The sequence below is a fragment of the Streptomyces sp. DSM 40750 genome, from assembly GCF_024612035.1.
In the GTDB taxonomy this organism is placed as follows: domain Bacteria; phylum Actinomycetota; class Actinomycetes; order Streptomycetales; family Streptomycetaceae; genus Streptomyces.
On sequence record NZ_CP102513.1, the window covers coordinates 5,481,891 to 5,507,626 of the forward strand.

Genomic DNA, 25,736 nt, shown 5'->3' on the forward strand with positions numbered 1-25,736 from the left:
GGCACGCCCTTCCTACGGGGGGAGGGGCGTGCCGACGGCACACGACGGACAAAGGGCGTACGGCGGAGAGACGGCGTCCGCCGGGGCCGGGAGCGTGCCTCCGCGGAACCGGCGGTCCTCCCTGCGATATCCCGCACGTAAGGTCGCCGTAACCGGCGATTCAGACGACCTTGCGACGCTTCCGCAATGAACCCCGTCGTGCCCGAGCCCTCGCCTCCCCCACGCAACGGCCCAAGCAACGGGAAGAGCGCGGGGAGAGGTCTCCAGGAGACCACGGTCGTCGTACCGGACGTCACCGCGGACGTCGTCGCGCGCATCGACGCGGACATCGCCCACAACGACGCCGCCAACGCCACCTCACCCGTCCCAGCGCTCCCACGGGCCACGTCCGACGCGCCGGTGATGCTCGCGGCGCGGAAGAATGGTGCCATGAGCCAGTCCAACGCCCAGGCAGCCCAGGTCCAGCACGCGCAGCCGTCCGTCGGCTCCATAGCCGCCCACCGCCCGCACACGGTGGCGGCCGTGGTCTCCGACCTCGAACCCGACATGGACGCCGACCTCGACGGCTACGAGGAGGCCCCCTACGACGGCGCGCAGCTGCCGCAGGGCCGTTTCCTCGACCGGGAGCGGAGCTGGCTCGCGTTCAACGAGCGAGTTCTGGAACTCGCCGAGGACCCGGACACCCCCCTCCTCGAACGGGCCAAGTTCCTGGCGATCTTCGCCAGCAACCTGGACGAGTTCTTCATGGTCCGGGTGGCCGGCCTGAAGCGCCGTATCGCCACCGGCGTCGCCACGAAGTCCGCCTCCGGCCTCCAGCCCCGCGAGGTGCTGGAGATGATCTGGGCGCGCTCCCGCGAGCTGATGGCCCGGCACGCCGCGACCTTCCACGAGGACATCGCCCCCGCGCTGGCCGAAGACGGCATCCACGTGGTCCGCTGGAGCGAGCTGACGGAGAAGGAGCAGGCCCGCCTCTTCACGCTCTTCCGGCACCAGATCTTCCCCGTCCTCACCCCGCTGGCCGTCGACCCGGCCCACCCCTTCCCCTACATCTCGGGCCTGTCGCTGAACCTGGCCGTGGTCGTCCGTAACCCGGTCTCCGGCCACCGGCACTTCGCCCGCGTCAAGGTCCCGCCGCTGCTCTCCCGCTTCCTGGAGGCCTCCCCCAACCGGTACGTGCCGATCGAGGACGTGATCGCGGCACACCTGGAGGAGCTGTTCCCGGGCATGGAGGTGCTTGAGCACCACACCTTCCGCCTCACCCGCAACGAGGACCTGGAGGTAGAGGAGGACGACGCCGAGAACCTGCTCCAGGCCCTGGAGAAGGAGCTCATGCGGCGCCGCTTCGGGCCGCCGGTGCGTCTGGAGGTCGAGGAGTCCATCGACCGGTACGTCCTCGACCTGCTGGTACGGGAGCTGAAGATCTCCGAGGCCGAGGTGTACCCGCTGCCGGGTCCCCTGGACCTCACCGGTCTGTTCGGCATCGGCGCCCTGGACCGGCCCGAGCTGAAGTACCCGAAGTTCATCGCGGGCACCCACCGCGACCTGGCGGAGGTCGAGTCGGCGTCGCCGCCCGACATCTTCGCCGCCCTGCGCGAGCGGGACGTCCTGCTGCACCACCCGTACGACTCGTTCTCCACCTCCGTGCAGGCGTTCCTGGAGCAGGCGGCCGCCGACCCGGACGTCCTCGCCATCAAGCAGACCCTGTACCGGACCTCGGGCGACTCCCCCATCGTCGACGCGCTCATCGACGCCGCCGAGTCCGGCAAGCAGGTCCTCGTGCTGGTCGAGATCAAGGCCCGCTTCGACGAGCAGGCCAACATCAAGTGGGCCCGCAAGCTGGAGGAGGCGGGCTGCCACGTCGTCTACGGCCTGGTCGGTCTGAAGACCCACTGCAAGCTCTCCCTGGTGGTCCGCCAGGAGGGCGACACGCTCCGCCGCTACAGCCACGTGGGCACGGGCAACTACCACCCGAAGACGGCCCGCCTGTACGAGGACCTGGGCCTGCTGACGGCGGACCCGCAGGTCGGCGCCGACCTGTCCGACCTGTTCAACCGTCTCTCCGGCTACTCCCGCCGTGAGACGTACCGCCGTCTCCTCGTCGCCCCCAAGTCCCTGCGCGACGGCCTGATCGCCCGGATCAACAAGGAGGTCCAGCACCACCGTGCCGGACGTCCCGCGCACGTCCGTATCAAGGTCAACTCGCTGGTGGACGAGGCCCTCATCGACGCCTGCTACCGGGCCTCGCAGGCCGGTGTGCCGGTCGACGTGTGGGTGCGCGGCATCTGCGCCATCCGACCCGGCGTCCCGGGCCTGTCGGAGAACGTCCGGGTCCGCTCCGTCCTCGGCCGCTTCCTCGAACACTCCCGGGTCTTCGGCTTCGGCAACGGCGGTGAGCCCGAGGTGTGGTTCGGCAGCGCCGACATGATGCACCGCAACCTCGACCGCCGGATCGAGGCCCTGGTACGGGTCACCGACCCGGCCCACCGGGCGGCGCTCAACCGCCTGCTGGAGACCGGTATGTCCGACACGACCTCCTCCTGGCACCTCGGTCCCGACGGCGAGTGGACCCGGCACTCGAACGACGCGGACGGCCAGCCCCTGCGCAACGTCCAGGAGATGCTCATTGACGCCCGGAGGCGCCGGCGTGGCACAGCAACACCTTGACCCCACGGACTCCACGGTCGTGACCGCCGATGCCCTCGCCGGCTATCTGCGGGCCCAGGCCACGGAGTTCCTCCGCGCGCTGCGCTCCCACCGCGAGACCGGTGGGGGCGGCGGGGGCACCCCCGCCCGAGCGCAGCCACGAGCGGCGGAAGCCGGACCCGAGGATTCCGCCGACGCGGCCCTCGCCCTGCGCCGCTCGGCCCGCCGCATCAGCGGCACCCTCCACACCTTCCGCCCCCTCCTGGACGCCGACTGGTCGGAATCCCTCCGCCCCGAACTGGCCTGGCTGTCGGGAACGTTGGGCAGGGAACACGCTTACGCGGCCCGCCTGGACCGCTTGGTGACGGCGCTGAACCGCCTGTCGGGGGCGACGGCGTTCCCGTCCCAGACCACCAAGACCCGTACGGCGGCGGGCAGTTCACAGCCGACGGTGGGCGGCCGTGCCGACGCCGGTGGTTCTCCGGTCGGCGTGGCTGCGGGCAGTCGTGCCGCTGGGGCGGCACGGGTGGGCGTAGCGGCACCCGGCACCGCCGGCCCAGGTACCCATCCCACAGCAACCCCCGACCGCGGCAACCTGACCGTCGGCGCGGCAAAAGCCGGCGCCCTCCTCGACCGCCAGCTCACCCTCTCCCGCACCCGAGCCCACTCGGCGGCCCTCCAGGCCCTGGGATCGAGCCGCTTCCACGCGGTCGCGGACAGCGTCGCCGTCCTCGCCAGCGAGGTCCCCCTCACCCCCACCGCCCCCACCACGGACCTGCGCCCCCTCGCCGCCGCGGCCCACGACCGCCTCTGCGACGCGATCACCGGCCTCCCGCTCCACACCGCCGGCCACCCCTACAACGCCGAGGCCCTCATCCACGGCCTCTCCCCCGACACCGCGCCCCACCCCCAGGACGCCCCCTGGCACCAGGTCCGGCTCCTCCTCCGCCTGCACCGCTACGCCCTGGAGGTCCTCCACCCCGGCGCCGTCCCCGTCGACGTCCGCCTCCTCACGGCGGGCGAGGCCCTCAACCGCCACCGCGACGCCTCCGAGGCGGCCTCCGCGGCGGCCGCCGCCGCCCGCACCCCCCGTATCGCCCCGGCCACGGCCTACGCCCTCGGCGTCCTCCACGCCGACCAGCGCCACGAAGTGGAGGCATCCCGGTTCGCGTTCCAGCAGTCCTGGCAGAAGGAGGCGGTGAGTACGTCGTGACCGAGAGCACCGACGCCATCATCCACGCGGCGGGCTGCGTCCTGTGGCGCCGTTCCCCCGGCGGCGCGGACCTGGAGATCTGCCTGGTCCACCGGCCGAAGTACGACGACTGGTCCCACCCCAAAGGGAAGCTGAAGCACGACGAGGACGCTCTCGCGGGCGCGGTGCGCGAGGTCGAGGAGGAGACCGGCTACCGCTGCACGCCCGGCCCCCGGCTGCCCACGACGCACTACTTCGTCAATGGGCGTGCCAAGCGGGTGAGCTACTGGGCGGCCGAGGCGGCCGACGGCCACTTCACGCCCAGTCGCGAGGTGGACCTGATCCACTGGCTGGACCCGGCCACCGCCCGCGACCGTCTCACCCAGCCCCGCGACCGGGACCTGATCGACGAGTTCCTGGCCACCCTCCGCCACGTGTGACGTTCACCAGCGGCCCGCGCCCACGGCCGCGCGTGACTCACCCGCGCGGCCCGCACGCGTCACCGTGCCGCCCGCCGTCACACCCCGCCCGCCTCGTGCCCGGCCGCGTCCGTCCGGGCCAGGCTCCGGGCCCGCCGGGCCGGGCCGCGCCAGCCGCAGGTGCAGCGCGCCACGCAGAAGCGGCCCTGTTCGACAGTGGTCGTCCGGTGCTGCTGCGAGGGTGCCGACTCGTCCTGGTGCGCCACACCACAACGTTACCCAAAGCAAGTAAGCGCATTCCGCTCCGCATGCCCCGCGACAGCCCCGCGTGACGACCTCCCCCACCCGTCGTTATCCGGACGAGCAGGAGGACCCGGTACGGACCCGGCCAGGGGGTTGGCAGGCGATGGTGACGCGGCGGCACAGCAGGACGGGCTCGGTGCTCGTCGCGGCGGGACTCATCGTCGGCGCAGCCGGCGTCACCGGCTGCGCGGGCCGCGGCACCGCCGACGCCCCCCTCCCCACCGACCCCGTCGACCTGCTCCACCGCGCCGCCCCGGCCCTCGTCCGGGCGGGCAGCTCCAAGGCCCGTACGGAGATGGAGATGGCCACCGGCGGCACCCGCGTGACCATCCACGGCGAGGGCGTCTACGACTACGGCAAGCAGCTCGGCAGGCTCAAGGTGCTGCTGCCGCACGACCCCGCAGGCCGCAGCGAGCACCGCCCGATCACCGAGCTCCTCGCCCCCGGCGCCCTGTTCATGAAGAACCGCGGCGCCGGTGTGCCCGCCGACAAGTGGGTCCGCGTGGACACCGGCACCCTCTCCGACGGCAATCTGGTCACCGGGGGCGCCACCGACCCGTTCGCCGCCGCCGAGGTGCTGCGCGGGACCCGCACGGCGACGTACGTGGGGGAGACCGAGATCAACGGCACCCGGGTCCGGCACTACCGCGGCACCGCCGACCTCACGGCGGCCTCCCGCGCGGCCTCCGAGGGCAACCGGGTCCCTCTGCGCGCCGCGGCCAAGGGCTTCGCCACCGCCCGTGTCCCCTTCGACGCCTACCTCGACGACGAGGGCCGCATCCGCAAGGTCCGCCACCGCTTCAGCTTCGTCAACGGCTCGCAGCAGGGCACGGTCGCCGTCGCCTCGACGACCCTGCTGTGGGACTTCGGCGTCCCCGTCTCCGTACGGCTGCCGAGGCCCGAGGACATCTACGCCGGGAAGATCGCCGAGGAGTAGCGGAAAGTACAGGGCCGGAAATGGTCCGTTGGTGCCATGCGCCGGCTGTGGGCCGCTGCCTACCCTAGGAGTCGGTGACGGCGGAGAAGAGGTGATGCACGTGGCTCCGGCAGGCGGTACGGCGGTTCAGGACCACGTGGCCCTCGCCGAGATCGAGCTCTGTGGCGACCTCATCATCGCGGCCTCGGCCACCGACGGCGACCGCCTCAGCCCCGACCGCATCGACGAGGTCCTGCGCGTCTGGGAAGAACGCTCCCACGAGGACGAACCGCCCCGCTGAACGGACGCCGTGGCCGAAAACCGACCCCGGCACCAGGGCCCCCGGATCCTCAGGTCCGCAGCAACCGCCCGATCGCCTTCGTGGCCTCCTCCACCTTCGCGTCGATCTCGGTGCCGCCCTTGAGAGCCGCGTCGGCGACGCAGTGCCGCAGGTGCTCCTCCAGCAGCTGGAGCGCGAAGGACTGCAGGGCCTTGGTGGAGGCGGAGACCTGGGTGAGTATGTCGATGCAGTAGACGTCCTCGTCGACCATCCGCTGCAGCCCACGAATCTGGCCCTCGATGCGCCGCAGGCGCTTCAGGTGTTCGTCCTTCTGCTTGTGGTACCCGTGGATTCCACGGTCGTGGTCGGTCACGACACCCGGCTCCACGCCGTCCACGGCGGAGGGAACCTCAGCGCCGGCCCCTGTGGTCGTCATCGCATCCTCCAGACATATACCCCTACCGGGTATATCGTATCGAAGTTTGGCGGGTATACGCCCTGCGGGCGGCCCCCCTGCCGGTAAATCTGCCTGATGGGCGACACTGGGGGACGGCCCATTAGCCGTGGCCGGATGATGCACCTAGCATCTGCCTGACCGAAACCAATGCATACCGAGGACCCCACGTGCGCTTTCGTCTGACCCCCAGGGAGACGAGCTTCTACGACATGTTCGCCGCGTCCGCGGACAACATCGTCACGGGCTCGAAACTCCTCATGGAACTGCTCGGGGCGGACACCGCCGGCCGGGCCGAGATCGCAGAGCGTATGCGGGCCGCTGAACACGCCGGTGACGACGCCACACACGCGATCTTCCACCAACTGAACTCCTCGTTCATCACGCCCTTCGACCGCGAGGACATCTACTCCCTCGCGTCCTCCCTCGACGACATCATGGACTTCATGGAGGAGGCCGTCGACCTGGTCGTCCTCTACAACGTCGAGGAACTGCCCAAGGGCGTCGATCAGCAGATCGAGGTTCTGGCGCGCGCCGCCGAGCTGACGGCCGAGGCGATGCCCAACCTGCGCACGATGGACAACCTCACGGAGTACTGGATCGAGGTGAACCGCCTGGAGAACCAGGCGGACCAGATCCACCGCAAGCTCCTGGCCCACCTCTTCAACGGCAAGTACGACGCCATCGAGGTCCTCAAGCTCAAGCAGATCGTGGATGTGCTGGAGGAGGCGGCGGACGCCTTCGAGCACGTGGCGAACACGGTGGAGACCATCGCGGTCAAGGAGTCCTGACCCCTTCATGGACAACTTCGCTCTGGTCGTGACCATCGGGGTCGCGCTCTTCTTCACGTACACCAACGGCTTCCACGACTCGGCGAACGCGATCGCGACGTCGGTGTCGACGCGCGCCCTGACGCCCCGCGCGGCCCTCGCCATGGCAGCCGTCATGAACCTCGTCGGCGCCTTCCTCGGCAGCGGCGTCGCCAAGACGGTCAGCGAGGGCCTGATCTCCACGCCCGAGGGCTCGAAGGGGATGGGCATCCTCTTCGCCGCACTGGTCGGCGCGATCACCTGGAACCTCGTCACCTGGTACTTCGGTCTCCCGTCGTCCTCCTCCCACGCGCTGTTCGGCGGCATGGTGGGCGCGGCGCTCGCGGGCGGTACGACGGTCTACTGGTCCGGCGTCCTCGAAAAGATCGTCATCCCGATGTTCGTGTCACCGGTGGTCGGCCTGGTCGTCGGCTATCTGGTGATGACGGCGATCATGTGGATCTTCCGCCGCGCCAACCCGCACAAGGCGAAGCGCAATTTCCGTATAGCGCAGACCGTGTCGGCGGCGGGCATGGCTCTCGGCCACGGTCTCCAGGACGCCCAGAAGACGATGGGCATCGTCGTGATGGCCCTCGTCATCGCGGACGTCGAGGACTACGGCGACCCGATCCCGGTCTGGGTGAAGATCGTCTGCGCGGTCATGCTGTCCCTCGGTACGTACGCGGGCGGCTGGCGCATCATGCGCACCCTGGGCCGGAAGATCATCGAACTCGACCCCCCGCAGGGCTTCGCCGCCGAGACCACCGGCGCGTCGATCATGTTCATCACGGCCTTCATCTTCAAGGCCCCCATCTCCACGACCCACATCATCACCTCGGCGATCATGGGCGTCGGCGCCACCAAGCGCATCAACGCCGTCCGCTGGGGCGTCGCCAAGAACATCATCCTCGGCTGGTTCATCACGATGCCGGCCGCCGCCCTGGTCGCCGCGACGAGCTTCTGGATCGTGAACCTGGCGTTCCTGTAGCCCCGCAGAACCGAGGAACCCGCGCCCCGCAAGGGGCACGGGGAACTTCGGCCCCGCAAGGGGCGCGGGGAACTGCGCGACCAGCCACAAACAACCCGCACCCGACTACCCACCCGGGGGTCTGGGGGCACAGCCCCCAGGAACGGGATGGGACGGGCAGGGGCGGCGGGGGCGAGAAAAGCCCCCATACCCCCCGCGCGGAGCGCCCCGCACCGACCGACAGAACGGGCCCGCCCCCGGGAGCCGGGGGCGGGCCCTTATCTACCTCGCGGTGGCACCGCCATGCAGCACCGTGAGGGGTCTTGGGAGGTCGGCCTAGCCGAAGCGGCCGGAGATGTAGTCCTCCGTGGCCTGGACGGACGGGTTGGAGAAGATCCGCTCCGTGTCGTCTATCTCGATGAGCTTGCCGGGCTGCCCGACCGCGGCGAGGTTGAAGAACGCCGTACGGTCGGAGACACGCGCCGCCTGCTGCATGTTGTGCGTCACGATGACGATCGTGAAGCGCTCCTTCAGCTCACCGATGAGGTCCTCGATGGCGAGCGTCGAGATCGGGTCGAGCGCGGAGCACGGCTCGTCCATCAGCAGCACCTTCGGCTCGACCGCGATCGCGCGGGCGATGCACAGCCGCTGCTGCTGACCGCCGGAGAGGCCGGAGCCCGGCTTGTTGAGGCGGTCCTTGACCTCGTTCCAGAGGTTCGCGCCCTTGAGGGACTTCTCGACGATGTCGTCCAGCTCGGACTTCTTCTTGTTGCCGACCAGCTTCAGGCCGGCCGCCACGTTGTCGTAGATCGACATCGTGGGGAACGGGTTCGGGCGCTGGAAGACCATGCCGACCTCACGCCGCACGGCCACGGGGTCGATCCCGGGGCCGTACAGGTTCTCGTCGTCGAGGATGACCTTGCCCTCGACGCGGCCGCCCGGCGTGACCTCGTGCATCCGGTTCAGGGTGCGCAGGAACGTGGACTTGCCGCAGCCGGAGGGACCGATGAAGGCCGTCACCGTACGGGGCTCGACGGACATCGAGATGTCCTCGATGGCCCGGAAGGAGCCGTAGTAGGCGTTGAGGCCGCTGACGTCAATTCGCTTGGCCATGGGAATCACTGCTTCTTTCGCGGGGGAGACTGGTCGCTGTATGGCCGCGTCAGCGACCGGACTTCGGGGCCTTCCAGTGGGCGATGCCACGGGCCGCCAGGTTCAGGATCATGATGAAGGCGATGAGCGTCAGTGACGCCGCCCAGGCACGGTCGTACGCCGCACCGGAGCCGCCGCTCTGCTGGAACTGCAGATAGATGTACATCGGCAGCGACGCCTGCGGGTCGGCGAAGGGGTTCGCGTTGATGAAGTTCGAACCCCACACCAGCAGCAGGACCGGAGCGGTCTCACCGGCGATACGGGCGACCGCGAGCATCACACCCGTCGTGATACCGCCGATGGCGGTCGGCAGCACGACCTTGAGGATGGTGCGCCACTTCGGCACGCCCAGCGCCAGCGAGGCCTCGCGCAGCTCGTTCGGGACGAGCTTGAGCATCTCCTCGGTGGAGCGGACGACGACCGGCAGCATCAGGATCGTCAGCGCCATCGCGCCGGCGAAGCCGGAGTAGCCCATGTCCAGGATCAGGATCCAGGTACTGAGGATGAACAGGCCCGCGACGATCGACGGAATACCCGTCATGACGTCGACGAAGAAGGTGACGGCCTTGGCGAGCCTGCCGCGGCCGTACTCGACCAGATAGATCGCGGTCAGCACACCGACCGGCACGGAGATCGCCGTGGCGAGGCCGACCTGCTCCAGGGTGCCGAGGATGGCGTGGTAGATGCCGCCGCCGGGCTCGGAGGTGGAGACAACGCCCATCGAGTGGCTGAGGAAGTAGCCGTCGAGGACCTTCACACCGCGCTTGACGGTCTCGTAGACCAGGGAGGCCAGCGGGATGACGGCGAGGAGGAAGGCGACCCAGACGAGGCTGGTCGCCACGCGGTCCTTGGCCTGCCGGCGGCCCTCGACGCGCGTCGTGATGACGAACGATCCGAGGACGAAGAGGATTCCGGCGATCAGTGCCCACTGGACGGAGCTCTCCAGGCCGGCCACGGCGCTGATACCGATGCCCAGGGCGATCGATCCGGCGGCGACCGCCCACGAGAACCACTTGGGCAGGGACGCGGCGCGCAGCGTGCTCGGGCCCTTGTTGGAGAGGGTTGCGTTGCTCATGCGTTGGCCCCCGAGAACTCCTTGCGGCGGGCGATGATCATGCGTGCCGCGCCGTTGACCAGCAGGGTGATGACGAACAGGACCAGACCGGAGGCGATCAGGGCGTCACGGCCGATCTCGGTGGCCTCACTGAACTTGCTGGCGATGTTCTGGGCGAAGGTACCGCCGCCCGGGTCGAGCAGGCTGAGGTTGATCTCGAAGCTGGACGACAGGACCATCGCCACGGCCATGGTCTCGCCGAGCGCGCGGCCGAGGCCGAGCATCGAGGCGGAGATGACACCGGAGCGCCCGAAGGGGAGGACCGCCATGCGGATGACCTCCCAGCGGGTGGCGCCGAGGGCCAGCGCGGCCTCCTCGTGCATCTGCGGGACCTGGCGGAAGACCTCACGGCTCACGTTGGTGATGATCGGCAGGATCATGATCGCGAGCAGGATGCCGACGGTGAGCATCGAACGGGGGGCGCCGCCCTGCCATTCGAAGATGCCGGTCCAGCCGAGGTAGTCGTTCAGCCAGCCGTAGAGCCCGTCGAGCTGCGGTACGAGGACCAGGGCGCCCCAGAGGCCGTACACGATGGACGGCACGGCGGCGAGCAGGTCGATCACGTACGCGATGGGGCCGCCCAGCTTGCGCGGGGCGTAGTGCGTGATGAACAGGGCGATACCGACCGCGACCGGCACCGCGATGGCCATCGCGATGACCGACGAGACGATGGTGCCGAAGGCCAGGACCGCGATACCGAAGACCGGCGGGGCCGCGGTGGGGTTCCACTCGAAGGTCGTGAAGAAGTTGGCCTCGTCCTCACTGATCGCGAGCGCGGCACGGTAGCTGAGGAACACGGCGATGGCCGCCATGAGCGCCAGCAGGAAGATGCCGGATCCGCGGGAGAGGCCGAGGAAGATCCGGTCGCCGGGGCGGGTCGCGGCACGTGCGGCGCGCTTCTGCTCGGCGTCGGAAGGCTGTGGGGTGGGGGGAGCGGGAGTGTCTTTTGTAGATATGTCCATCAAGGTCTCCGGTCTGCGGAGCCGTCTCCGTGCGGGCGGCGGCTCGGGGCGGAACCGCCCCCTGTGGGGGGAGGCTCCTGGCGGCGGTGCACCGGACGGTGCGGCCCAGTCCCGGTGGGGACTGGACCGCACTCAGGTCAGCTCAGTTCAGAGATGGTCGTACGGACCTTGGTGATGATCTCCTCGGGCATCGGGGCGTACCCGGCCTCGGCGAGCAGCGCCTGGCCGTCCTCGGACGCGATGTAGGTGAGGAAGGACTTGGTGGCGGGCAGGGTGTCCGCCTTGTTGCCCTTGTCACAGACGATCTCGTAGGTGACCAGGGTGATCGGGTAGGCGCCCTCGGCGGTGGGCTCGTAGTTGACCTTCAGCGCGAGGTCCTTGCCGGTGCCCACGATCTCGGCCTCGGCGATGGCCTTGGTGGCGTTCTCGACGGTCGCCTCGACCGGTGCGGCGGCACCGGTCTTGACGTCGACCGTGCTGATGCCGTCCTTGGCGTAGGAGAGCTCCATGTAGGAGATCGCGCCCTCGGTCTCCTTCACGCCCTGCGCGACACCGGAGGAGCCCTGCGCGGACTGGCCGCCCTTGGCCTCCCAGGCCTTGCCGCCCTCGTACTTCCAGTTGTCGCCGGACGCGGCGATCAGGTACTTGGTGAAGTTGTCCGTGGTGCCGGACTCGTCCGAGCGGTGGAAGGCCTGGATCTTGAGGTCGGGCAGCTTCGCGTCGGGGTTCAGCGCCGCGATGGCCTTGTCGTTCCACTTCGTGATCTTGCTGTCGAAGATCAGGGCGAGGGTCTTGGCGTCCAGGATCAGGTTGTCGACACCCGGGACGTTGTAACCGACCGCGATCGGGCCGCCGACCATCGGCAGGTCGATGCCCTGACCGCCGGAGCAGATCTCCTTGGAAGCCGTGACCTCTTCGGGCTTCAGCGCCGAGTCGGAGCCCGCGAAGGCGACCTGGCCCTGGGTGAACGCGGTGATACCGGCGCCCGAGCCGCTGCCCTTGTAGTTGATCACGACGTCCTTGCAGACGGCCGAGTACTGCTTGACCCACGCGTCGATCGCGTTCTTCTGCGCGGAGGAGCCGTCGGCCAGCAGCTGGCCCTTGGCGTCGCCGCAGTCGATGTCGCTCTTGGCGGTCGCCGTGCTGTCGCCGTTGCTCGTGGTGCTGGTGTCGTCGGACCCGCACGCCGTGAGGGTCAGGGCGCCGGTGACGGCGACAGCACCGAGAGAAAGGGCGCGCAGCCGGTTCTTGCGCTGAAGCTTCACTTTCGGGAGTTCCTTCCAGGAGCCGCCGTCCAGATTGGCGGCGTGCGAAGTCGTCGTATCAGTCTCGGGACCTGTCCAGCTGATGCCTCTGGTCCCTCAGACTGCTGTCGCCACGGGCCGCGCGGCCGTATTAAGGCCCGCGCCCCGCACCGGGTAAGGCCGAAATTAGGCAGATCAGGTGAAGCCGCCAATGGACGGAAGTGAACGGCGAGTGAACCCCTGCCGACAGTGCGGTGAGGTCACGGAACGCTTACGGGGAGAGCACGCGAGTATTCCGATCCCGAAACCCCCGAACAGCCACACCACCGGCCCCCCCCGGTACCCACGCGTCCCGGGGGCGGCCTCTCCCAATCACCTCACTGGTCCCGGGGGAGACGGGGGTTCCGCTACGCCTCAGGTGTCCTGGGAGAACGGGCTCTCGGTGGGGTGCCACCGCGCTTCAGCTGCCCCTGAGGGAACGGGCTCTCGATAGGGTGCCGCCACGCTTCAGCTATCCCTGAGGGAATGCGGCACATCACCCGCTCACCACGGCGTCCTTCTCACCCCCAGCGGGAGCCTGGCGGCGGCAGCCACAGAGTGGGAACCCCCACCCCGCCAGCCCCGTCTCGTTCCACGACCCATCGCGCGGCGCCCGGAGGCACACATGGAACGACGCACCTTCATCGGTGGCGGCGCAGCCGCACTCGCCACCCTCGCCACCTCCGCCTGCACAGCCGACGGCACCGGCACGGGCGCCCAGGCCACGGACACCTCCCTCCGTACGGCCACCGGCGCGGGAAGCCCGGCCCCCGGCACCGCCTCCAAAACCACCGCCGCGAACTGGTCCGCCCTCGCCCGGGACCTCGACGGCCCCCTCATCCGCCCCGGCGACAAGTCCTGGTCCACAGCCCGCCAGCTCTACAACACCCGCTTCGACAACCTCAAACCCACCGCCGTCGCCTACGTCGCCCACCCCGACGACATCCGCACCACCCTCGCCTACGCCAGGGCCCACGACATCAAGGTCTCGATCCGCAACGGCGGCCACTCCTACGCCGGCTGGTCCTCCGGCAACGGCCGCCTCGTCATAGACATATCGAAACTGAACAAGGTCCGCGCCTCCGCGAACGAAGCCGTGATCGGCGCCGGCGCGAAACTCATCGACGTCTACCGAGCCCTGGCCGCCAAGGGCGTGACCATCCCCGCCGGCTCCTGCCCCACCGTCGGCGTCTCCGGCCTCACCCTCGGCGGCGGCCACGGAGTGACCTCCCGCGCCTACGGCCTGACCTGCGACAGCCTCACCCAGGCCACGCTGATCACAGCGGACGGAAAGCTGCTCACCGCGAACGCCACCACGAACAAGGACCTCTTCTGGGCCCTACGAGGCGCAGGCAACGGCAACTTCGGCGTGGTCACCGAACTCCGCTTCAAGACCCACCCGGCCCCCCAGGGCGTCACCGCCTACCTCACCTGGCCGTGGTCGAAGGCCGCCGCCGTACTGAAGGCCTGGCAGGAGTGGGGCCCCACCCAGCCCGACGAGATCTGGTCGTCCTGCCACATCCAGAACGGAGGCACCCCGTCCGTCTCGGTCGCCGCCTTCTCCCTCGGCACATACGGCGAACTCGAGAACGCCCTCGACCGCCTGGCCGACCGCGTCGGCACCCCCGCCCGCAGCGTCTCCCTCAGGCGCCGCTCGTACGAGGACGCCATGGAGGTCTACGCGGGCTGCTCCTCCTTCTCGACCGACGCCAAGTGCCACCTGCCCGGCTCGACCCCGGGCCGCTCCCCCCAGGGCGCACTGGGCCGCGAGACGTACGCGGCCCGCTCGGACTTCTTCGACCGCTCGATCTCCTCGGCGGGCATCCAGACCCTCCTGACCCAGATCAGCGGAGTACGAGGCGGAGCCGGCTCAATCCAGCTGACAGCCCTCGGCGGCCAGGTCAACCGCGTCTCCCCCACAGCAACCGCCTTTGTCCACCGCCGCTCCCGCATGCTGGCCCAGTACCTCGCCTCCTGGAAGCCCGGCACCTCCGGCACGACGGCCCAGTCCTGGCTGAACACGGCCCACAAGTCCATGACCCCCCACGCCTCCGGCGCCGCCTACCAGAACTACACCGACCCCACCCTCCCCAACTGGAAAAAGTCCTACTACGGCGACGCGGCCCCCCGCCTCACCACCCTGAAGAAGAAGTACGACCCGAAGAACTTCTTCAAGTTCCCGCAGTCCCTGTAGGCCCCACGCCCGCAGCGCCTCCTCTCGAAGGCCCGCAGGCCTCTTCAAGGGGCGCGGGGAACTGCGCGATCAGCCCCCACACACCCGCACCCGCCGAACGACCGAACCCCCCGAGCCATGAGGCGATTGCGAGGTGCGACGCCTTACAGCTCGGGGGGTCGAAGGGACACAGCCCCTGGGGACGGGACGGGCAGGGACGGCGGAGGCGAAAAACCCGGAGACGAACCCTCAGGCCGCCAAGTCCCGCTCCTCCGCCGAAGCCCCCTCAACCCGAGCCCCCGGAATCACCGCCCGCCCCTCATCCCGCCCCCGAGCGCGCACGACCCACCCCACCCGAGGCGACCGCTCCACCGCCTTCATCACCGGCGTGAGCAACGCCATCGCCAGCGGCGAAAGCAACAACGCGACAGCGGTCCCCAACGCGAACCCACCGATCACATCGGTCGGATAGTGCACTCCCATGTAAACCCGGATGAACCCCCCGAGCAGCCCGACCACCAGCCCGACCACTCCGAACTTCCGATCGGCGACGAACAGGCCCACCGCCATCGCCATGATCAGAGTCGCGTGATCACTCACGAACGAGTAGTCGGTCTTCCCGGAGACCAACACGTCCAGCCCTTCGTGATCGAGAAAGGGCCGAGGCCGCTCGACGAACCCACGAATCGGCACATTGATCAGCACGGCGACACCGGCGGCAAGCGGCGCCCACACCAACGCGGCCACGGACGACGCGGCATCCTCCCCGCCCCGTCTCCGCACGCTCCACCAGCACCCCAGGATCAGCAGCACCATGACGAAGAGGAGCCCGTACTCACCCACGAACTCCATGACCCGGTCGAGCCAGGCCGGCGCATCCTTGGCCAGACCATTGATGTCGTAGAGCAGCTCAACGTCGGGGTTGGATCCGGATTCAGCGGCAAGTGCGGCATGCGCGGCGAGTCCAGCCATCGTGCTGCGGCCCTTTCGTCATCGTTCTCGCGACCGCACCCGTACGTGCGCCGCGCTCTGCCACCCCCGTGGTGTGCGTAGTGCTTCCGCGTAAGCGTCAACGCGCTACGTCAAATAGGAACGCACACTCCTCTTCAATGCGTTCCACCCTCCACTGAATGATCACCCAGACGTTATCGAAGAGATACACGTCTCCGCAGCTCAGGGCAGGGGTTCACGGAGAATTACGACACCGTCAGACCGTCGTGGGCAACGCTTTCGCGCCATCTTCGGTGACCCGGGTGGCACCGAAGTAGTCGGGGGTGTCAATCGGGTCGAAACGGATGACGGCACCCGTCCGCGGTGCGTCAATCATGTATCCGCCCCCCACATAAATTCCGACGTGCCGAATGGCCCGGGAGTTGGTGAGGTCGTCGGAGAAGAACACCAGATCCCCCGGCAGCAACTCGCCGCGCGACGGATGCGGCCCGGCGTTGTACTGATCGTTCGCGACGCGCGGCAGCGTGATCCCCACACTCTCGTACGCCGCCTGCGTCAGCCCCGAGCAGTCGAAGCGTCCGCCCTGCTCAGCGGTACCGGTACCGCCCCACAGATACGGCGTCCCGAGCTTCTTCTGCGCGTACGAGATGGCCCCGGCCGCCTGCTCGCTCGGATCGACCCGGGTCGTGGGCGCCGCGAAACTCTCCTGCAGCGTCGTGATCGTCTTGACGTAGTTCTGGGTCTCCTTGTACGGCGGGACGCCCCCGTACTTGATGACGGCGTACGCCCCCGCGTTGTAGGAAGCGAGCATGTTCGCCGTCGGATCACCGGGCACGTCCTCCACGTACGACGCGAGCTTGCAGTCGTACGAGGCGGCCGACGGAATCGCGTCATTCGGGTCCCAGACATCGCGGTCGCCGTCGCCGTCCCCGTCGAGCCCGTGCGTCGCCCACGTCCCCGGAATGAATTGCGCGATCCCCTGCGCGGCGGCGTGACTCTGCGCCTTGGGATTGAACCCGCTCTCCTGATACAGCTGCGCGGCGAGCAGCGCGGGATTGATCGCGCTGCACAGATTGCCCCATTTCTGCACGAGCGTCTGATAAGCGGCGGGTACGGCCCCCTTGGCCAGTCCGACCGATTTGCCGCCGACCCCGTTGGCAAGATTCCCGGCGACGAGGTAGACACCCACGACCAGCAGCATCACGAAGCTGAGTCCGGCGCTGCCGGCAGCGATCACCACGATCCACGCCTTACGCACCGTCAACCGCCCCTCACCGCCCGCCAGTCCGCCGACGGCAAGTGTAGAGCCGACCATCCGCCTTAGGAATGATCAACCGACGCTCCCCAGGTCACCCCACGGCGACTTCCCGCCGCGCGAGACGCCGAGTTCGCGCAGCACGGTGGAGTCGGTCGAATACTGCTCCTGTCCGCTACTGCACTGCTCCTGTCCCCTACTGCTCCTGTCCGCCTCGCTCAAGAGGAGAAGTCCCCGTGTCTGACATTCCCCCGGACCTCGACTGGATCCGCGCCGCCCCCGAGGACGCGACGGGCCCCGGCCCCTGGATCGAGCTGGCCTTCGGAGCCGGTGACGGCGAGGACGACCCCGAGGCCCCCGTCTACATTCGCGAAACGAGCGACCCGGACAACGTCGTGACGACGAACCGCCGAAAGTGGGACGCCTTCGTACTGGGCGTCCAGGCAGGGGAGTTCGACCACTTCGTAGAGGGAGTCGAGGGCTTCGAACCGACGGCACGGCAGCCGGAGGCCTGAAAAAGCGCCCGGAACCGGGGGCGTCCGGCGGTGTTCACCCGGCCGCGGTGTTGATCACGCAGAAGAGATTGCCCTCGGGGTCCGCGAGTACGACGAAGTCCGCGACCTCGGGATAGTCCCACTCCACCCGGACGGCCCCGAGCGCCGACAGGCGCTCCACCTCGGCCCGTTGCTCCTCCGCACTGTCGGTCCAGAGGTCGAGGTGCGTACGGTCGTCCTCGTCCAGCCAGAGCAGCGGCCCGGTACCGCCGGGCGGGGTCAGCACTTCGGGCCGGCCGGGGCGGGGGGTATGGCCGAGGGCGGTGCTCCAGAAGGCGGAGGCGCGGTCGAGGTCAGAGACGTTCAGCACGATCGATCCGATTCTCAGCATCGGCGCAGGATGGCAGGGCGGGGCGGTGGCGGTCACCCCCGAGCCCGGGGGCGCCCTCAGGGCCGTACGCGGGAGAGCGTCAACCTCCGCCGCTCCCGGTCGACTTCCGTGACCACGACCGTGATCTCGTCCCCCGCCTCGACGACCCCGTCCGGCGTCTCCACCGGCTCCGCCGTGAGCTCGCTCAGCGGGACGAGCCCCTCGATCCCGTCGGCCACCTCGACGAACACGCCGAACGGAACCAGTTTGGTGACCCGTCCGCGCAGCTTCCGCCCCGCCTCGACCCGGTCGGCGAACTCCTGGAAGGGATCCGGCCGCATCGCCCGCAACGACAGCCGGGCCTCGCCGTTCCAGGTGTCGAACTGCAGAAACTCGCAGGACACCCGCTGCCCGACCCGGACGACGTCCGAGACCGCTTCGATGCGCCGCCAGGACAGCTCGGGAACGGTGATGAACCCGACGCCGGGGTGGATCGGATGCTCCGGCCCGTCGTCCAGCGCCACGAACACCCCGAAGCTCTCGATCGACGCGACCGTCCCGGAAAGGACCGTGCCGAGCCGGAGCCCTTTCAGGAACGCCCAGAGTTCCGGATGCTCGGTGGCGGCCAACGACAGGTGGACCCGCCCCTCGTCCAGGTCGACGGCTGTCACCTCGGCGGTGATCCGCCGCCCGGCCTCCACAGCCGTGGCGGACCTCCGCCCCCACGGCATGTCCAACGACCCGATCGACCCCAGCGGACGTGCGGGAAAGCCGTCCAGCACCACCGCCGCCCCGTGCGATCGCGTCACTTCCGCGACGACCCCGCCGCAGACATCACCGACTCGTATCGCCGCCAGAAACGCCCGCACGGCGGCCTCCTGCCCCCTCGCCCTCTCCGGTTCACTCACCCTCTCCGGTCCCCGTCCCCGTCCCCGTCCCCGTATCCGCTCCCTCGCCGCCCTCGCCGCCCTCGGCTTCGGCGTCCGCCCCGGTGTACGCCGCGATCGTCCGGTCCGCGGCCGCCCGCGCGGCCCCCGCCTCGTCCCCATCGGCGACGGCGGCCTCGTACCACGCTTCCCCGCTGAGCGTCACGAACCGCCGCCCCTCGTCCGTCCCCATCCAGGCCATGGCCTCCTGGGGATCGACTGCGGCGCCGGTGGAGAGATGGATGACGAGCCCGATGAGCCCCATGTCCCATCCGATCCCGACCGCGCCGGGCCCGAACTCGGCCCACCGCTCGTCGTCGACATGGGCGATGTGTTCGAGCTCGAACCGTGCGCGCCCCTCCCCCTCGGCGGTGATCCGCACCTCGATCCAGCTCACCTCACCCCCGTACTCCCAGGTCGCGGTGAACCCCTTGGGCGGATCGCAACGCTCGACCGTCCCGCCGGCGTTGCCCTCCAGCTGATACCGCCCACCGAGCCGAAGCTCCCCGGAGACCGGCAGGAACCAGCGCGGAATCCGCTCCGGATTCGTACAGGCGTCCCAGACATCCTCGACCGTCGAGTCATACGCCTGACTCACGGTCACCACCCGCGCCTCCCCCGCCTTGAACTCCCGGGTCCCGACCCGCCGCCGTACGGCACTGATCTGATGGCTCACGTCAATCACGGTGCTGCTCCTGTCGCTATGGGTGTCATCACGACTGTCGTCAGGGTTGCCGCTCGTCCCCGGCCCCACGGGACCGCTCTTCCTCAGCCTCCCGAAGCCTCCGCTCCCGCTTGCCCCGGGCCAGCTCCGTGGCCAGGGCGTCCAGCCGAGGGGTCCAGAAGCGGCGGAAAGGGTCCAGCCAGGCGTCGATGTCCCGCAACGGCTCCGAGTTCACCGCGTACAGCCGCCGGGCCCCCTCCGGCCGTACCGTCGCGAAGCCGTTCTCCCGCAGCACCTTCAGATGCTGCGAGACCCCGGGCTGCGATATCCCGAACTCGCCCCGGATGACCTCCGAGACCTCGCCGGCGGTCATCTCCCCGTCGACGAGCAGCTCGAGAATCCGCCGCCGAACGGGATCCCCGAGCACATCGAACGCGTGCATGGCACCCAACGTATCACCACCCACTTATATAAGCCACAGCGAATATCAGTCCGTGCTACCGCACGCGGGGCATCGTAGGTACCGCGATCGGACAGTGGTGTCAGTGCTGTCAGTGCTGTCAGTGCTGTCAGTGCTGTCAGTGCTGTCAGCGGTGCTCGCCGCGGGACGGATGCGTCGGTACGCCGATGCCGGGCGCCCACAGGTCGCCGTCGTCTCCGGCGCTGATGCCCCACGCCCTCACCCCGTCCGGGCACGTCGCCCCGCGGGCCCGCTCCTAAGCGATCGCCAGCCGTGCCAGGGCTCGCGGAGCCCACGGGTCGGTCCCGGCCGACTCGGCGCACCCCCAGCCGTGTTCCTCCAGCTTCTGCCGACCACGCTCACGGCATCCGCGCCACTTCGTAGAAGGCGTCGAAGGCTTCGAGCCGACAGTGCGGCAGCCGGAAGCTCAGGAAGGCCCCTCCAGGCCGCAAGCTCTTCTGGCCGAGCTCCTCATCGCACCCGCGGCCCTACGCCAAGGATCACGCGGCCCCTCAAAGCCAGTTGACCTGTGCGCCGCTCTGAACCCAGTGCCAGTTGACGACCGGTCCCCACTGCTTCTTCAGAGCGGTGCGTGCCTTGCCGTACGCCCGGAGGGCGGCCTCCACCGCCGCCCCGAGTTCACGGATGTCGTCCGGCACGGGAACGCGCAGGACCAAGTGCTGCTTGACGTGCACGAGGAGCAGTTCACCGGTGGGTGTGCAGGACGTCAGGGCGAAATGGGTGAGCGGCTTGAAGGTCTTCGTCTCGGTGTCCAGCTTGGTCCGGCGCATTCCACCCTTGTTCCATACATAGAGTCCATTGCGGTTGAGGTGGAAGGCGAGGCCCCGCCGCGGGTCGGCGACGACGTTGAAGCAGAAGCCGGTGAACGGGCTGTCGCGGTACTCGTGCATCCCGTGCAGCCGCCCGGTCAGCTCCCCCTCGCCGTTGAGCAGGGCGAACACGAACGGCTGTCCCTTGCTGCCCGCGCGGAACGTACGGGCGAAGACCGGGACCACGAACAAGTCGTCGTCGAGCACCGCGGGCCGACCGAGCGTGGATCGCTCCCACATGTAAGGGTCCGTCTCCGGAGTCAGCATCTCGCTCAATGACGGCCGCGGCCGGTTCCCCAACCCCACCGGCTCGCACCGGAAGCGGACATAGGGACTCAGGTCCGCCTCCTCGGTCTGATACGCCGGCTCCGGGTCGAGTGAGGCGATCGCCCGTATCGATGGCTTGGACTCCGCTGACAGGACGCCGTCCGCCAGCCCGACGATGTTGGAACTTCTGCTGCCGAACCGGCCGACCCCGTACTCCGAAGTCACGCACAGGAGCCGCCTTGACGGTGTGACGCAGACCGAACTCGCGAAGGGATCACCGGAGTTCCGGCCTGGCCTGTCATAGGTGGCCAGAACGGCACTCAGGTCCGGCGCCATCAGTGTGGTGAGGTCCGGGTGCGCGCTCACCGACAGCGTGCCGTCCGGCAGCACGCACAGCGTCATGTCTTTCCCCGCGGCCACCTTCGACGGAGCGGCGTTCGGCCCCGGTGAGCAGCACAGCGCGGTCGCCAACGGTATGCCGTCCGGGGAGTACCGGGTGATGAGCCGATACCCGAAGTTCGCCACGGCCGGGTCCTGTTCGTCCTCGCTGACGTTCCACGTGTGGCGGTACACGCCGTACAGCGCATACATGTCGCCGGAGGGCGCGAGCACGGCGTCGTACGCATTGACTCCCCACCCCGTGGAGTACAGCGCCGACAGGTCGATGTCATGCGTGTCCACGAGGACGTCGGGCAACGGCAACGGAAGCGTCTGGACCATGCCCGGCATTCTCGGCGGTACCACTGACCGTCGGCTCAGGTGTCGATCTCGCCCCGCCACGCGAACGTCAGCAGAGCCTTCGGCAGGTACTCCGACTCGACCTCGATGGGGAAGCCCTTGTCGTGGGCGAGGCAGGCGATGGCCAGTGGACCGAAGGCGACGAGGCCGTCACTGTTGATGGCCCGGTCGTCGTCCGCGGTCCAGTACTCCTTGTGCCAGCGGAGCGCGTCGACCAACGCCTCGTTGAACTTCTCGTGGTCCTCACGCAGGTAGCGGTAGAAGAGGATGATCGGCGGATACAGGATCGAGGACATGTAGTCCTGGTCCGCCCACCGCGCCGAGTCCGGACCGGTGCCGTCGACGGCGGCGACCAGATGGTCGCCCACGCCGTCCTGGCCCAGCCAGAAGCGCTGGAGGGTCTCCACCCAGGAGTAGATGTACTCGTCGAACGTCGCGCCCGATGCCCGCAACAGCGAGACGGGCACCCGCGCCAGCTCGCCCAGCCGGTCGTTCTCACGGCAGATCAGCGCGAGGTAGAAGGCCTTGACCCAGCTACTGGCGTTCACATTGGGCTGGGGCCCGGTCGTCGGAAGGCTCCACTCCTTCTCCTTGATCCGGCAGGTCAAGGTATGCCCCTCGGAAACGGCAGCCAGGGCGAACCGCGCGTGGCCCAGTTGCATCGCGGTGACCCAGGCCTCCCAGGTCTCGAACTCCTCGGCGTCCGGGTCCACCTCGCATCGGGCCATGGCAAAGGTCAGCGTCGTGTCCAGTGCTCGCCGCCGGGCCATGTCCGACTGTTCGAGGCGTTCCAGAACCCGCGCCACGGACCCCGTCAACGCTTCAAGGCCCGCTGCCGTATTGACATGGGCAGCGAGACTCGGAGGGTTGTCATGGCGAAGAATGCGCGTGGCCACTGGTTCTCTCCTCTTAGTCAATCTTGAAGTGCTCCAGCTTCGCACCAGCGTAGGCGCCTGGATTCTCCGCCGCCTTCACCATGACGTACTTCAGTTTGCCGCTCTCCAGGGCCTCGGATATCAGGTCTGCGAGGTCGCCGTTGGTCACCGGTTTCCCCTTGGCGTCCAACACTGGGTTGCCCGCGCTATCTGTCGCCCCGAGCCTGTAGTTCTTCTCCATCTGGAAGAGGATCGTCTCGATGTAGGGCCGCGTACCCTGCTGCACCATCCAGCCTTCCGCCTCGCCGGCGCCCTTGCGCCACATCGGATTCGCCTGGGGCGCCTTCGCCTCCGCGATGACAAGCGTGCCGTCATCGAGTCGGTACAGCTGGTCGAACATGTTCGCGCCGTTCGACGTCTTCGGCAGGTCGATCCACTGGGCGTCCGGGAACCGCTGCGGAATGACATGCCGCATGGCCGCCTGCTCACCGAGTGCCTCGGCGATCGAGCTGTTGTTTGGCCGCCCCGGGAGCTGGGCGTCAAAGGCGTCCTGCGCCGTGTTGAGCTTCGCCAGATTCTCGGGTGAGGGATCAGCCCGGTACGCCCGCTCGGCTCTGGTCAGGTCGTTGGACACCTTCCGGTCCATCGCGGCGTCGTCAAGGTGACCGATCTGGTCGGTCCGAACCGACCCGCGATCGAATGTCCCGGGGTCGAGCGTGCTCTTCGCTCCCGGCTTCGGTGGCAGGGAGTCCTTGGCGATCCAGCTGCCGTCTGAGTCCTTGGCCAGGATCGGCAGCTCGTCGCCGTTCTCATCGAGCGTCTTGATGCTCTTACGGTGGCCGTCAGAACGGTAGAAGTTCTCGAACCAGGTCTGATCGGGATCGTTCGCCTTCCTGATCTGTTCCTCGATGATCTGCTTCTGCTCTTCGGGGGTACGTTCGCGCGCCTGTTGCCCCTCGTCCGCAGCTCCAGCGCCGTTGTCCACCGTGTCCCCGGCCCCAGCAGCCTCGTCGCCGGAACGGCCCGCGTCGCCGGCCGCGTCGTCGCCTACTCGCCCCGCGTCGTCCCCAGTACGCCCGAGATCGTCCAGCCCCCCGCTCCCGCCAAAGCCCCCATCTCGCCCCACTGGCGCGTTTTCGCCGGTACGGCCCCCGGCGCCGCCCATGTTGTCGCCCCCGCGCCCACCCACGGCCGCCGTATCACCCCCACGACCGCCCACAGCCCCGGTGTCCCCGACCCGGGTCCCGGCCCCGGCACCCACCAGCTCGCGCTCACCGGCAGCCCCCGGCGTCCGCTCTCCCCGCTGCCCGGCCTCACCCGCCCGCTGCTCCGCCGTAGCCTCGTGCCGAATGCTGTCCAGGGACTCCCGAACCGTCCCGTCGACGTTGTGCACGACCAGCGTCGTGGTGTCGAGGTAGACGACCTCGCCCTCGGGGGTCGTCATGCGGACGGAGTTCTCGGGGGTGAGCCCGGCCGGGAGGTCGTCGGCGATGTTCGGCGCGTCGGCGATCTGGTACGTCCCCTCGCCGAGCCTGATGTGGGTGCCGTCGGTGATGCCCCGCAGACTCGCCATCACGTCGCTGATCTTCACCCCCGCCGAGCCGACGCCCTTCGCGATGTACGTCATCGGATCGACGATCCGCCCCGCCTTGCCCGCGAAGGAGATGGCCTTCGCGATGGCACCCGCCTTGCCGGTCGCCGCCACCGCGCCACCCGCACCGCCCGTGAAGACGGTCGTCAGGACGTTGAAGCTGACCGCGCCCGCCGCCCGCGACGGATTCTTGCCCCACTCGTCGTACGCGATCAGCGCCTTGCCGGTCTCCACGACTGCCGTACGGGAGTCCCGCAGCCAGGACGGCAGCTTGTCGGCCGGAGTCAGCCAGTACGCGGCACCGAGCGGCGTTCCCGTGATCACGATGCCGGTCAGAAGCTTCCCCAGCCCCGTCCAGGCCTGTCCCGCCGCGTCCCAACCGTCGACACCCACCAGCGTGCCGAGCCCCCGGATGGTCCCCCACACACCGTCGACGAAGAACCCGACGGCGAAGTCCCAGGTGTGCTCGTGGAAGTAGTACCAGGGGTTGTCCTCCTCGACGACGTCACCCCACGGCAGTCCGGAGGCGGCATTGAGGTCCTCGGCTCGATAGCCGTACATGTTCTCTTTGTTCGAGCCGTCGTTGACGACGAGCGGCTCGCCGCCGACCAGCGCGACGATCTTGTTGTAGCAGGCCAGCTCGGCGGCCTGGAAGGCGGTCCAGGCTGCGTTCACCGCGTTGCGGCGGGCCGTGTTCTCGTCGATGAGGTCGCCGTCCGCGACCCACTCGTCGTCGTCCGCGACGCGCCGTTCGAAGGCCGCCGCCTCCTCGCGGAGCGAGTTGAGCTTGTCGACCAGGGGCCGGACCTCGGCGGCGTAGTCGAGCAACGCCTTGGAGACCGTGCCCAGCTCGGTCTGCAGGTCGTAACCGGCTGCCGCGACCGGCGCGGTCGTCGCGAAGAGCTGATCGGCCTCGGGGGCCTTGTAGAAGGGCGCCAGTCGGTTGAAGTTGGCGTCGATCAGCAGACCGGCCGCACCGACCGCCATCCCGTCGAACGCGATGTCCCCGGCGTCCGTCTCCAGCTGCTCCAGATTCCCCGTGAACTCCGGTATCTCGGCCGAGACAACGGGCCTCTCCTCGCTCACGCCTACCCCCGTGGACGCCCTCGCAGATTCGTTCCCTCAACTCGGCGGCCAGCCCTCACACCTGACACATGGACAGACAGGTCCACCCAGTCGATCATTTGTACCAAAATTGCAATCGCGATCCCACGCACTTCTGGCCAAAGCTTGACCCTCATGGACACCCGGCCCCCACACGCGACCCTTACGTCCACATCAGGCACACTCGAACCCCGGAGAACACCGGATCGAAAGGATCAACAGGATCGACGGGGCAGGACCGACACCCCGTCAGAAGCGGGACCGGACCGGCCGCTTGAGCCGACTCCTCATCGCCACCGAGCCCGACCAGGGGAAAGAGGGGCGAAGAGAGGACTAACGACGGAACCACACCACAGGTTCCGGTTCACCCTCGTTGCCCGTCGTGACCCGTCGTGATACACAGAGTGACGATACGGCCCTTCGCTTACCGTTCCGCGTCCCCCGTTAGGGGCTCACACGGGCCGACGGCAAGGGATCCGTACGAAACCCGCCAATCAATGACGCCAAGTCGACATACGACAGCGTCATTGTCGGCGAGAATGGG

24 protein-coding genes are annotated in these 25,736 nt (G+C 68.9%); 9 read left to right on the forward strand and 15 right to left on the reverse strand.

The window, feature by feature from the left end:
• The first annotated feature begins 429 nt into the window (after positions 1 to 429).
• From JIX55_RS24500 to JIX55_RS24510, 3 genes are read left to right on the forward strand one after another with little or no spacing between them, the layout of a single operon-like run.
• Positions 430 to 2,664: an RNA degradosome polyphosphate kinase gene (locus JIX55_RS24500; protein WP_257569466.1), complete on the forward strand. Its 2,235-nt coding sequence runs from the start codon at positions 430 to 432 to the stop codon at positions 2,662 to 2,664.
• The gene (locus tag JIX55_RS24505) at positions 2,645 to 3,856 is read left to right on the forward strand and encodes a CHAD domain-containing protein (protein ID WP_257565466.1); all 1,212 of its coding nucleotides are present in this window, start codon (positions 2,645 to 2,647) and stop codon (positions 3,854 to 3,856) included. The genes JIX55_RS24500 and JIX55_RS24505 overlap by 20 nt, the downstream gene beginning before the upstream one ends.
• Positions 3,853 to 4,275 carry an NUDIX hydrolase gene (locus tag JIX55_RS24510; RefSeq protein ID WP_257565467.1) on the forward strand — a complete coding sequence of 141 codons (423 nt, stop codon included), beginning with the start codon at positions 3,853 to 3,855 and terminating at the stop codon, positions 4,273 to 4,275. The genes JIX55_RS24505 and JIX55_RS24510 overlap by 4 nt, the downstream gene beginning before the upstream one ends.
• A 77-nt stretch (positions 4,276 to 4,352) precedes the next feature.
• On the opposite strand, the gene JIX55_RS24515 is transcribed toward JIX55_RS24510, so the two are convergent.
• Entirely contained in the window at positions 4,353 to 4,520 is a 168-nt protein-coding gene (locus JIX55_RS24515; RefSeq protein WP_257565468.1) for a hypothetical protein, read from the reverse strand.
• A 140-nt stretch (positions 4,521 to 4,660) separates the two neighbouring features.
• Between JIX55_RS24515 and JIX55_RS24520 the strand changes: the two genes are divergently transcribed.
• Together JIX55_RS24520 and JIX55_RS24525 are read left to right on the forward strand one after the other, a co-directional pair.
• The gene (locus tag JIX55_RS24520; RefSeq protein ID WP_257569467.1) at positions 4,661 to 5,494 is read left to right on the forward strand and encodes a hypothetical protein; all 834 of its coding nucleotides are present in this window, start codon (positions 4,661 to 4,663) and stop codon (positions 5,492 to 5,494) included.
• 94 nt (positions 5,495 to 5,588) lie between these two features.
• Complete coding sequence (locus JIX55_RS24525; protein ID WP_257565469.1) at positions 5,589 to 5,774, forward strand: hypothetical protein; 186 nt, start codon at positions 5,589 to 5,591, stop codon at positions 5,772 to 5,774.
• Between the two features lie 49 nt (positions 5,775 to 5,823).
• Here JIX55_RS24525 and JIX55_RS24530 read toward each other — a convergent pair whose 3' ends face one another.
• The gene (locus tag JIX55_RS24530; RefSeq protein ID WP_257565470.1) at positions 5,824 to 6,189 is read right to left on the reverse strand and encodes a metal-sensitive transcriptional regulator; all 366 of its coding nucleotides are present in this window, start codon (positions 6,187 to 6,189) and stop codon (positions 5,824 to 5,826) included.
• Between the two features lie 188 nt (positions 6,190 to 6,377).
• Here JIX55_RS24530 and JIX55_RS24535 point away from each other — a divergent pair, with 188 nt between their 5' ends.
• Together JIX55_RS24535 and JIX55_RS24540 are read left to right on the forward strand one after the other, a co-directional pair.
• The gene (locus JIX55_RS24535) at positions 6,378 to 6,998 is read left to right on the forward strand and encodes a DUF47 domain-containing protein (RefSeq protein ID WP_055624809.1); all 621 of its coding nucleotides are present in this window, start codon (positions 6,378 to 6,380) and stop codon (positions 6,996 to 6,998) included.
• 7 nt (positions 6,999 to 7,005) lie between these two features.
• On the forward strand, positions 7,006 to 8,004 hold the full coding sequence (locus tag JIX55_RS24540) for an inorganic phosphate transporter (RefSeq protein ID WP_257565471.1): 999 nt from the start codon (positions 7,006 to 7,008) through the stop codon (positions 8,002 to 8,004).
• Positions 8,005 to 8,319: 315 nt separating this feature from the next.
• Here the strand turns inward: JIX55_RS24540 and pstB are convergent, their stop codons facing one another.
• The 4 genes from pstB to pstS all read right to left on the reverse strand — a co-directional run bounded on the left by pstB (position 8,320) and on the right by pstS (position 12,476).
• Complete coding sequence (pstB, locus tag JIX55_RS24545; RefSeq protein ID WP_257565472.1) at positions 8,320 to 9,096, reverse strand: phosphate ABC transporter ATP-binding protein PstB; 777 nt, start codon at positions 9,094 to 9,096, stop codon at positions 8,320 to 8,322.
• Positions 9,097 to 9,145: 49 nt separating this feature from the next.
• Positions 9,146 to 10,210 carry a phosphate ABC transporter permease PstA gene (gene pstA, locus JIX55_RS24550; protein ID WP_257565473.1) on the reverse strand — a complete coding sequence of 355 codons (1,065 nt, stop codon included), beginning with the start codon at positions 10,208 to 10,210 and terminating at the stop codon, positions 9,146 to 9,148.
• Positions 10,207 to 11,211: a phosphate ABC transporter permease subunit PstC gene (gene pstC, locus JIX55_RS24555; protein ID WP_257565474.1), complete on the reverse strand. Its 1,005-nt coding sequence runs from the start codon at positions 11,209 to 11,211 to the stop codon at positions 10,207 to 10,209. Before pstC ends, pstA begins: the two co-directional genes overlap by 4 nt.
• Positions 11,212 to 11,348: 137 nt before the next feature.
• Entirely contained in the window at positions 11,349 to 12,476 is a 1,128-nt protein-coding gene (gene pstS, locus JIX55_RS24560) for a phosphate ABC transporter substrate-binding protein PstS (protein WP_257565475.1), read from the reverse strand.
• Between the two features lie 643 nt (positions 12,477 to 13,119).
• On the opposite strand from pstS, the gene JIX55_RS24565 reads away from it, so the two are divergent.
• Positions 13,120 to 14,688 carry an FAD-binding oxidoreductase gene (locus JIX55_RS24565; protein WP_257565476.1) on the forward strand — a complete coding sequence of 523 codons (1,569 nt, stop codon included), beginning with the start codon at positions 13,120 to 13,122 and terminating at the stop codon, positions 14,686 to 14,688.
• Positions 14,689 to 14,916: 228 nt separating this feature from the next.
• Here the strand turns inward: JIX55_RS24565 and JIX55_RS24570 are convergent, their stop codons facing one another.
• Both JIX55_RS24570 and JIX55_RS24575 read right to left on the reverse strand, forming a co-directional pair.
• Positions 14,917 to 15,639 carry a phosphatase PAP2 family protein gene (locus tag JIX55_RS24570; RefSeq protein ID WP_257565477.1) on the reverse strand — a complete coding sequence of 241 codons (723 nt, stop codon included), beginning with the start codon at positions 15,637 to 15,639 and terminating at the stop codon, positions 14,917 to 14,919.
• Positions 15,640 to 15,874: 235 nt separating this feature from the next.
• Entirely contained in the window at positions 15,875 to 16,882 is a 1,008-nt protein-coding gene (locus JIX55_RS24575) for a C40 family peptidase (protein ID WP_306820032.1), read from the reverse strand.
• A 227-nt stretch (positions 16,883 to 17,109) separates the two neighbouring features.
• Between JIX55_RS24575 and JIX55_RS24580 the strand changes: the two genes are divergently transcribed.
• On the forward strand, positions 17,110 to 17,388 hold the full coding sequence (locus JIX55_RS24580; protein WP_257565479.1) for a DUF397 domain-containing protein: 279 nt from the start codon (positions 17,110 to 17,112) through the stop codon (positions 17,386 to 17,388).
• 34 nt (positions 17,389 to 17,422) lie between these two features.
• On the opposite strand, the gene JIX55_RS24585 is transcribed toward JIX55_RS24580, so the two are convergent.
• The 7 genes from JIX55_RS24585 to JIX55_RS24615 all read right to left on the reverse strand — a co-directional run bounded on the left by JIX55_RS24585 (position 17,423) and on the right by JIX55_RS24615 (position 25,174).
• Complete coding sequence (locus JIX55_RS24585; RefSeq protein WP_257565480.1) at positions 17,423 to 17,758, reverse strand: VOC family protein; 336 nt, start codon at positions 17,756 to 17,758, stop codon at positions 17,423 to 17,425.
• Between the two features lie 56 nt (positions 17,759 to 17,814).
• Positions 17,815 to 18,606: a S1 RNA-binding domain-containing protein gene (locus JIX55_RS24590; RefSeq protein ID WP_257565481.1), complete on the reverse strand. Its 792-nt coding sequence runs from the start codon at positions 18,604 to 18,606 to the stop codon at positions 17,815 to 17,817.
• Between the two features lie 31 nt (positions 18,607 to 18,637).
• Positions 18,638 to 19,339, reverse strand: coding sequence for an SRPBCC family protein (locus JIX55_RS24595; protein ID WP_257565482.1), 702 nt, complete (start codon positions 19,337 to 19,339; stop codon positions 18,638 to 18,640).
• Between the two features lie 49 nt (positions 19,340 to 19,388).
• Entirely contained in the window at positions 19,389 to 19,769 is a 381-nt protein-coding gene (locus JIX55_RS24600) for an ArsR/SmtB family transcription factor (RefSeq protein ID WP_257565483.1), read from the reverse strand.
• A gap of 530 nt (positions 19,770 to 20,299) precedes the next feature.
• A complete protein-coding gene (locus JIX55_RS24605; RefSeq protein ID WP_257565484.1) occupies positions 20,300 to 21,604 on the reverse strand; it encodes a hypothetical protein in 1,305 nt (434 codons plus the stop codon).
• A 35-nt stretch (positions 21,605 to 21,639) separates the two neighbouring features.
• Complete coding sequence (locus tag JIX55_RS24610) at positions 21,640 to 22,350, reverse strand: immunity 49 family protein (protein WP_257565485.1); 711 nt, start codon at positions 22,348 to 22,350, stop codon at positions 21,640 to 21,642.
• Between the two features lie 181 nt (positions 22,351 to 22,531).
• Positions 22,532 to 25,174 carry a hypothetical protein gene (locus tag JIX55_RS24615; RefSeq protein ID WP_257565486.1) on the reverse strand — a complete coding sequence of 881 codons (2,643 nt, stop codon included), beginning with the start codon at positions 25,172 to 25,174 and terminating at the stop codon, positions 22,532 to 22,534.
• Positions 25,175 to 25,736 lie beyond the last annotated feature (562 nt).

What these genes read in the sequence shown, in the direction of transcription:
- JIX55_RS24500 (WP_257569466.1), top strand. Translation starts at nt 430, where the DNA reads ATGAGCCAGTCCAACGCCCAGGCAGCCCAGGTCCAGCACGCGCAGCCG.
- JIX55_RS24520 (WP_257569467.1), top strand. Translation starts at nt 4,661, where the DNA reads ATGGTGACGCGGCGGCACAGCAGGACGGGCTCGGTGCTCGTCGCGGCG.
- JIX55_RS24525 (WP_257565469.1), top strand. Translation starts at nt 5,589, where the DNA reads ATGCACGTGGCTCCGGCAGGCGGTACGGCGGTTCAGGACCACGTGGCC.
- JIX55_RS24530 (WP_257565470.1), bottom strand. Translation starts at nt 6,189, where the DNA reads ATGACGACCACAGGGGCCGGCGCTGAGGTTCCCTCCGCCGTGGACGGC.
- JIX55_RS24540 (WP_257565471.1), top strand. Translation starts at nt 7,006, where the DNA reads ATGGACAACTTCGCTCTGGTCGTGACCATCGGGGTCGCGCTCTTCTTC.
- pstB (WP_257565472.1), bottom strand. Translation starts at nt 9,096, where the DNA reads ATGGCCAAGCGAATTGACGTCAGCGGCCTCAACGCCTACTACGGCTCC.
- pstA (WP_257565473.1), bottom strand. Translation starts at nt 10,210, where the DNA reads ATGAGCAACGCAACCCTCTCCAACAAGGGCCCGAGCACGCTGCGCGCC.
- pstC (WP_257565474.1), bottom strand. Translation starts at nt 11,211, where the DNA reads ATGGACATATCTACAAAAGACACTCCCGCTCCCCCCACCCCACAGCCT.
- JIX55_RS24565 (WP_257565476.1), top strand. Translation starts at nt 13,120, where the DNA reads ATGGAACGACGCACCTTCATCGGTGGCGGCGCAGCCGCACTCGCCACC.
- JIX55_RS24570 (WP_257565477.1), bottom strand. Translation starts at nt 15,639, where the DNA reads ATGGCTGGACTCGCCGCGCATGCCGCACTTGCCGCTGAATCCGGATCC.
- JIX55_RS24585 (WP_257565480.1), bottom strand. Translation starts at nt 17,758, where the DNA reads ATGCTGAGAATCGGATCGATCGTGCTGAACGTCTCTGACCTCGACCGC.
- JIX55_RS24600 (WP_257565483.1), bottom strand. Translation starts at nt 19,769, where the DNA reads ATGCACGCGTTCGATGTGCTCGGGGATCCCGTTCGGCGGCGGATTCTC.
- JIX55_RS24605 (WP_257565484.1), bottom strand. Translation starts at nt 21,604, where the DNA reads ATGGTCCAGACGCTTCCGTTGCCGTTGCCCGACGTCCTCGTGGACACG.
- JIX55_RS24610 (WP_257565485.1), bottom strand. Translation starts at nt 22,350, where the DNA reads ATGGCCCGATGCGAGGTGGACCCGGACGCCGAGGAGTTCGAGACCTGG.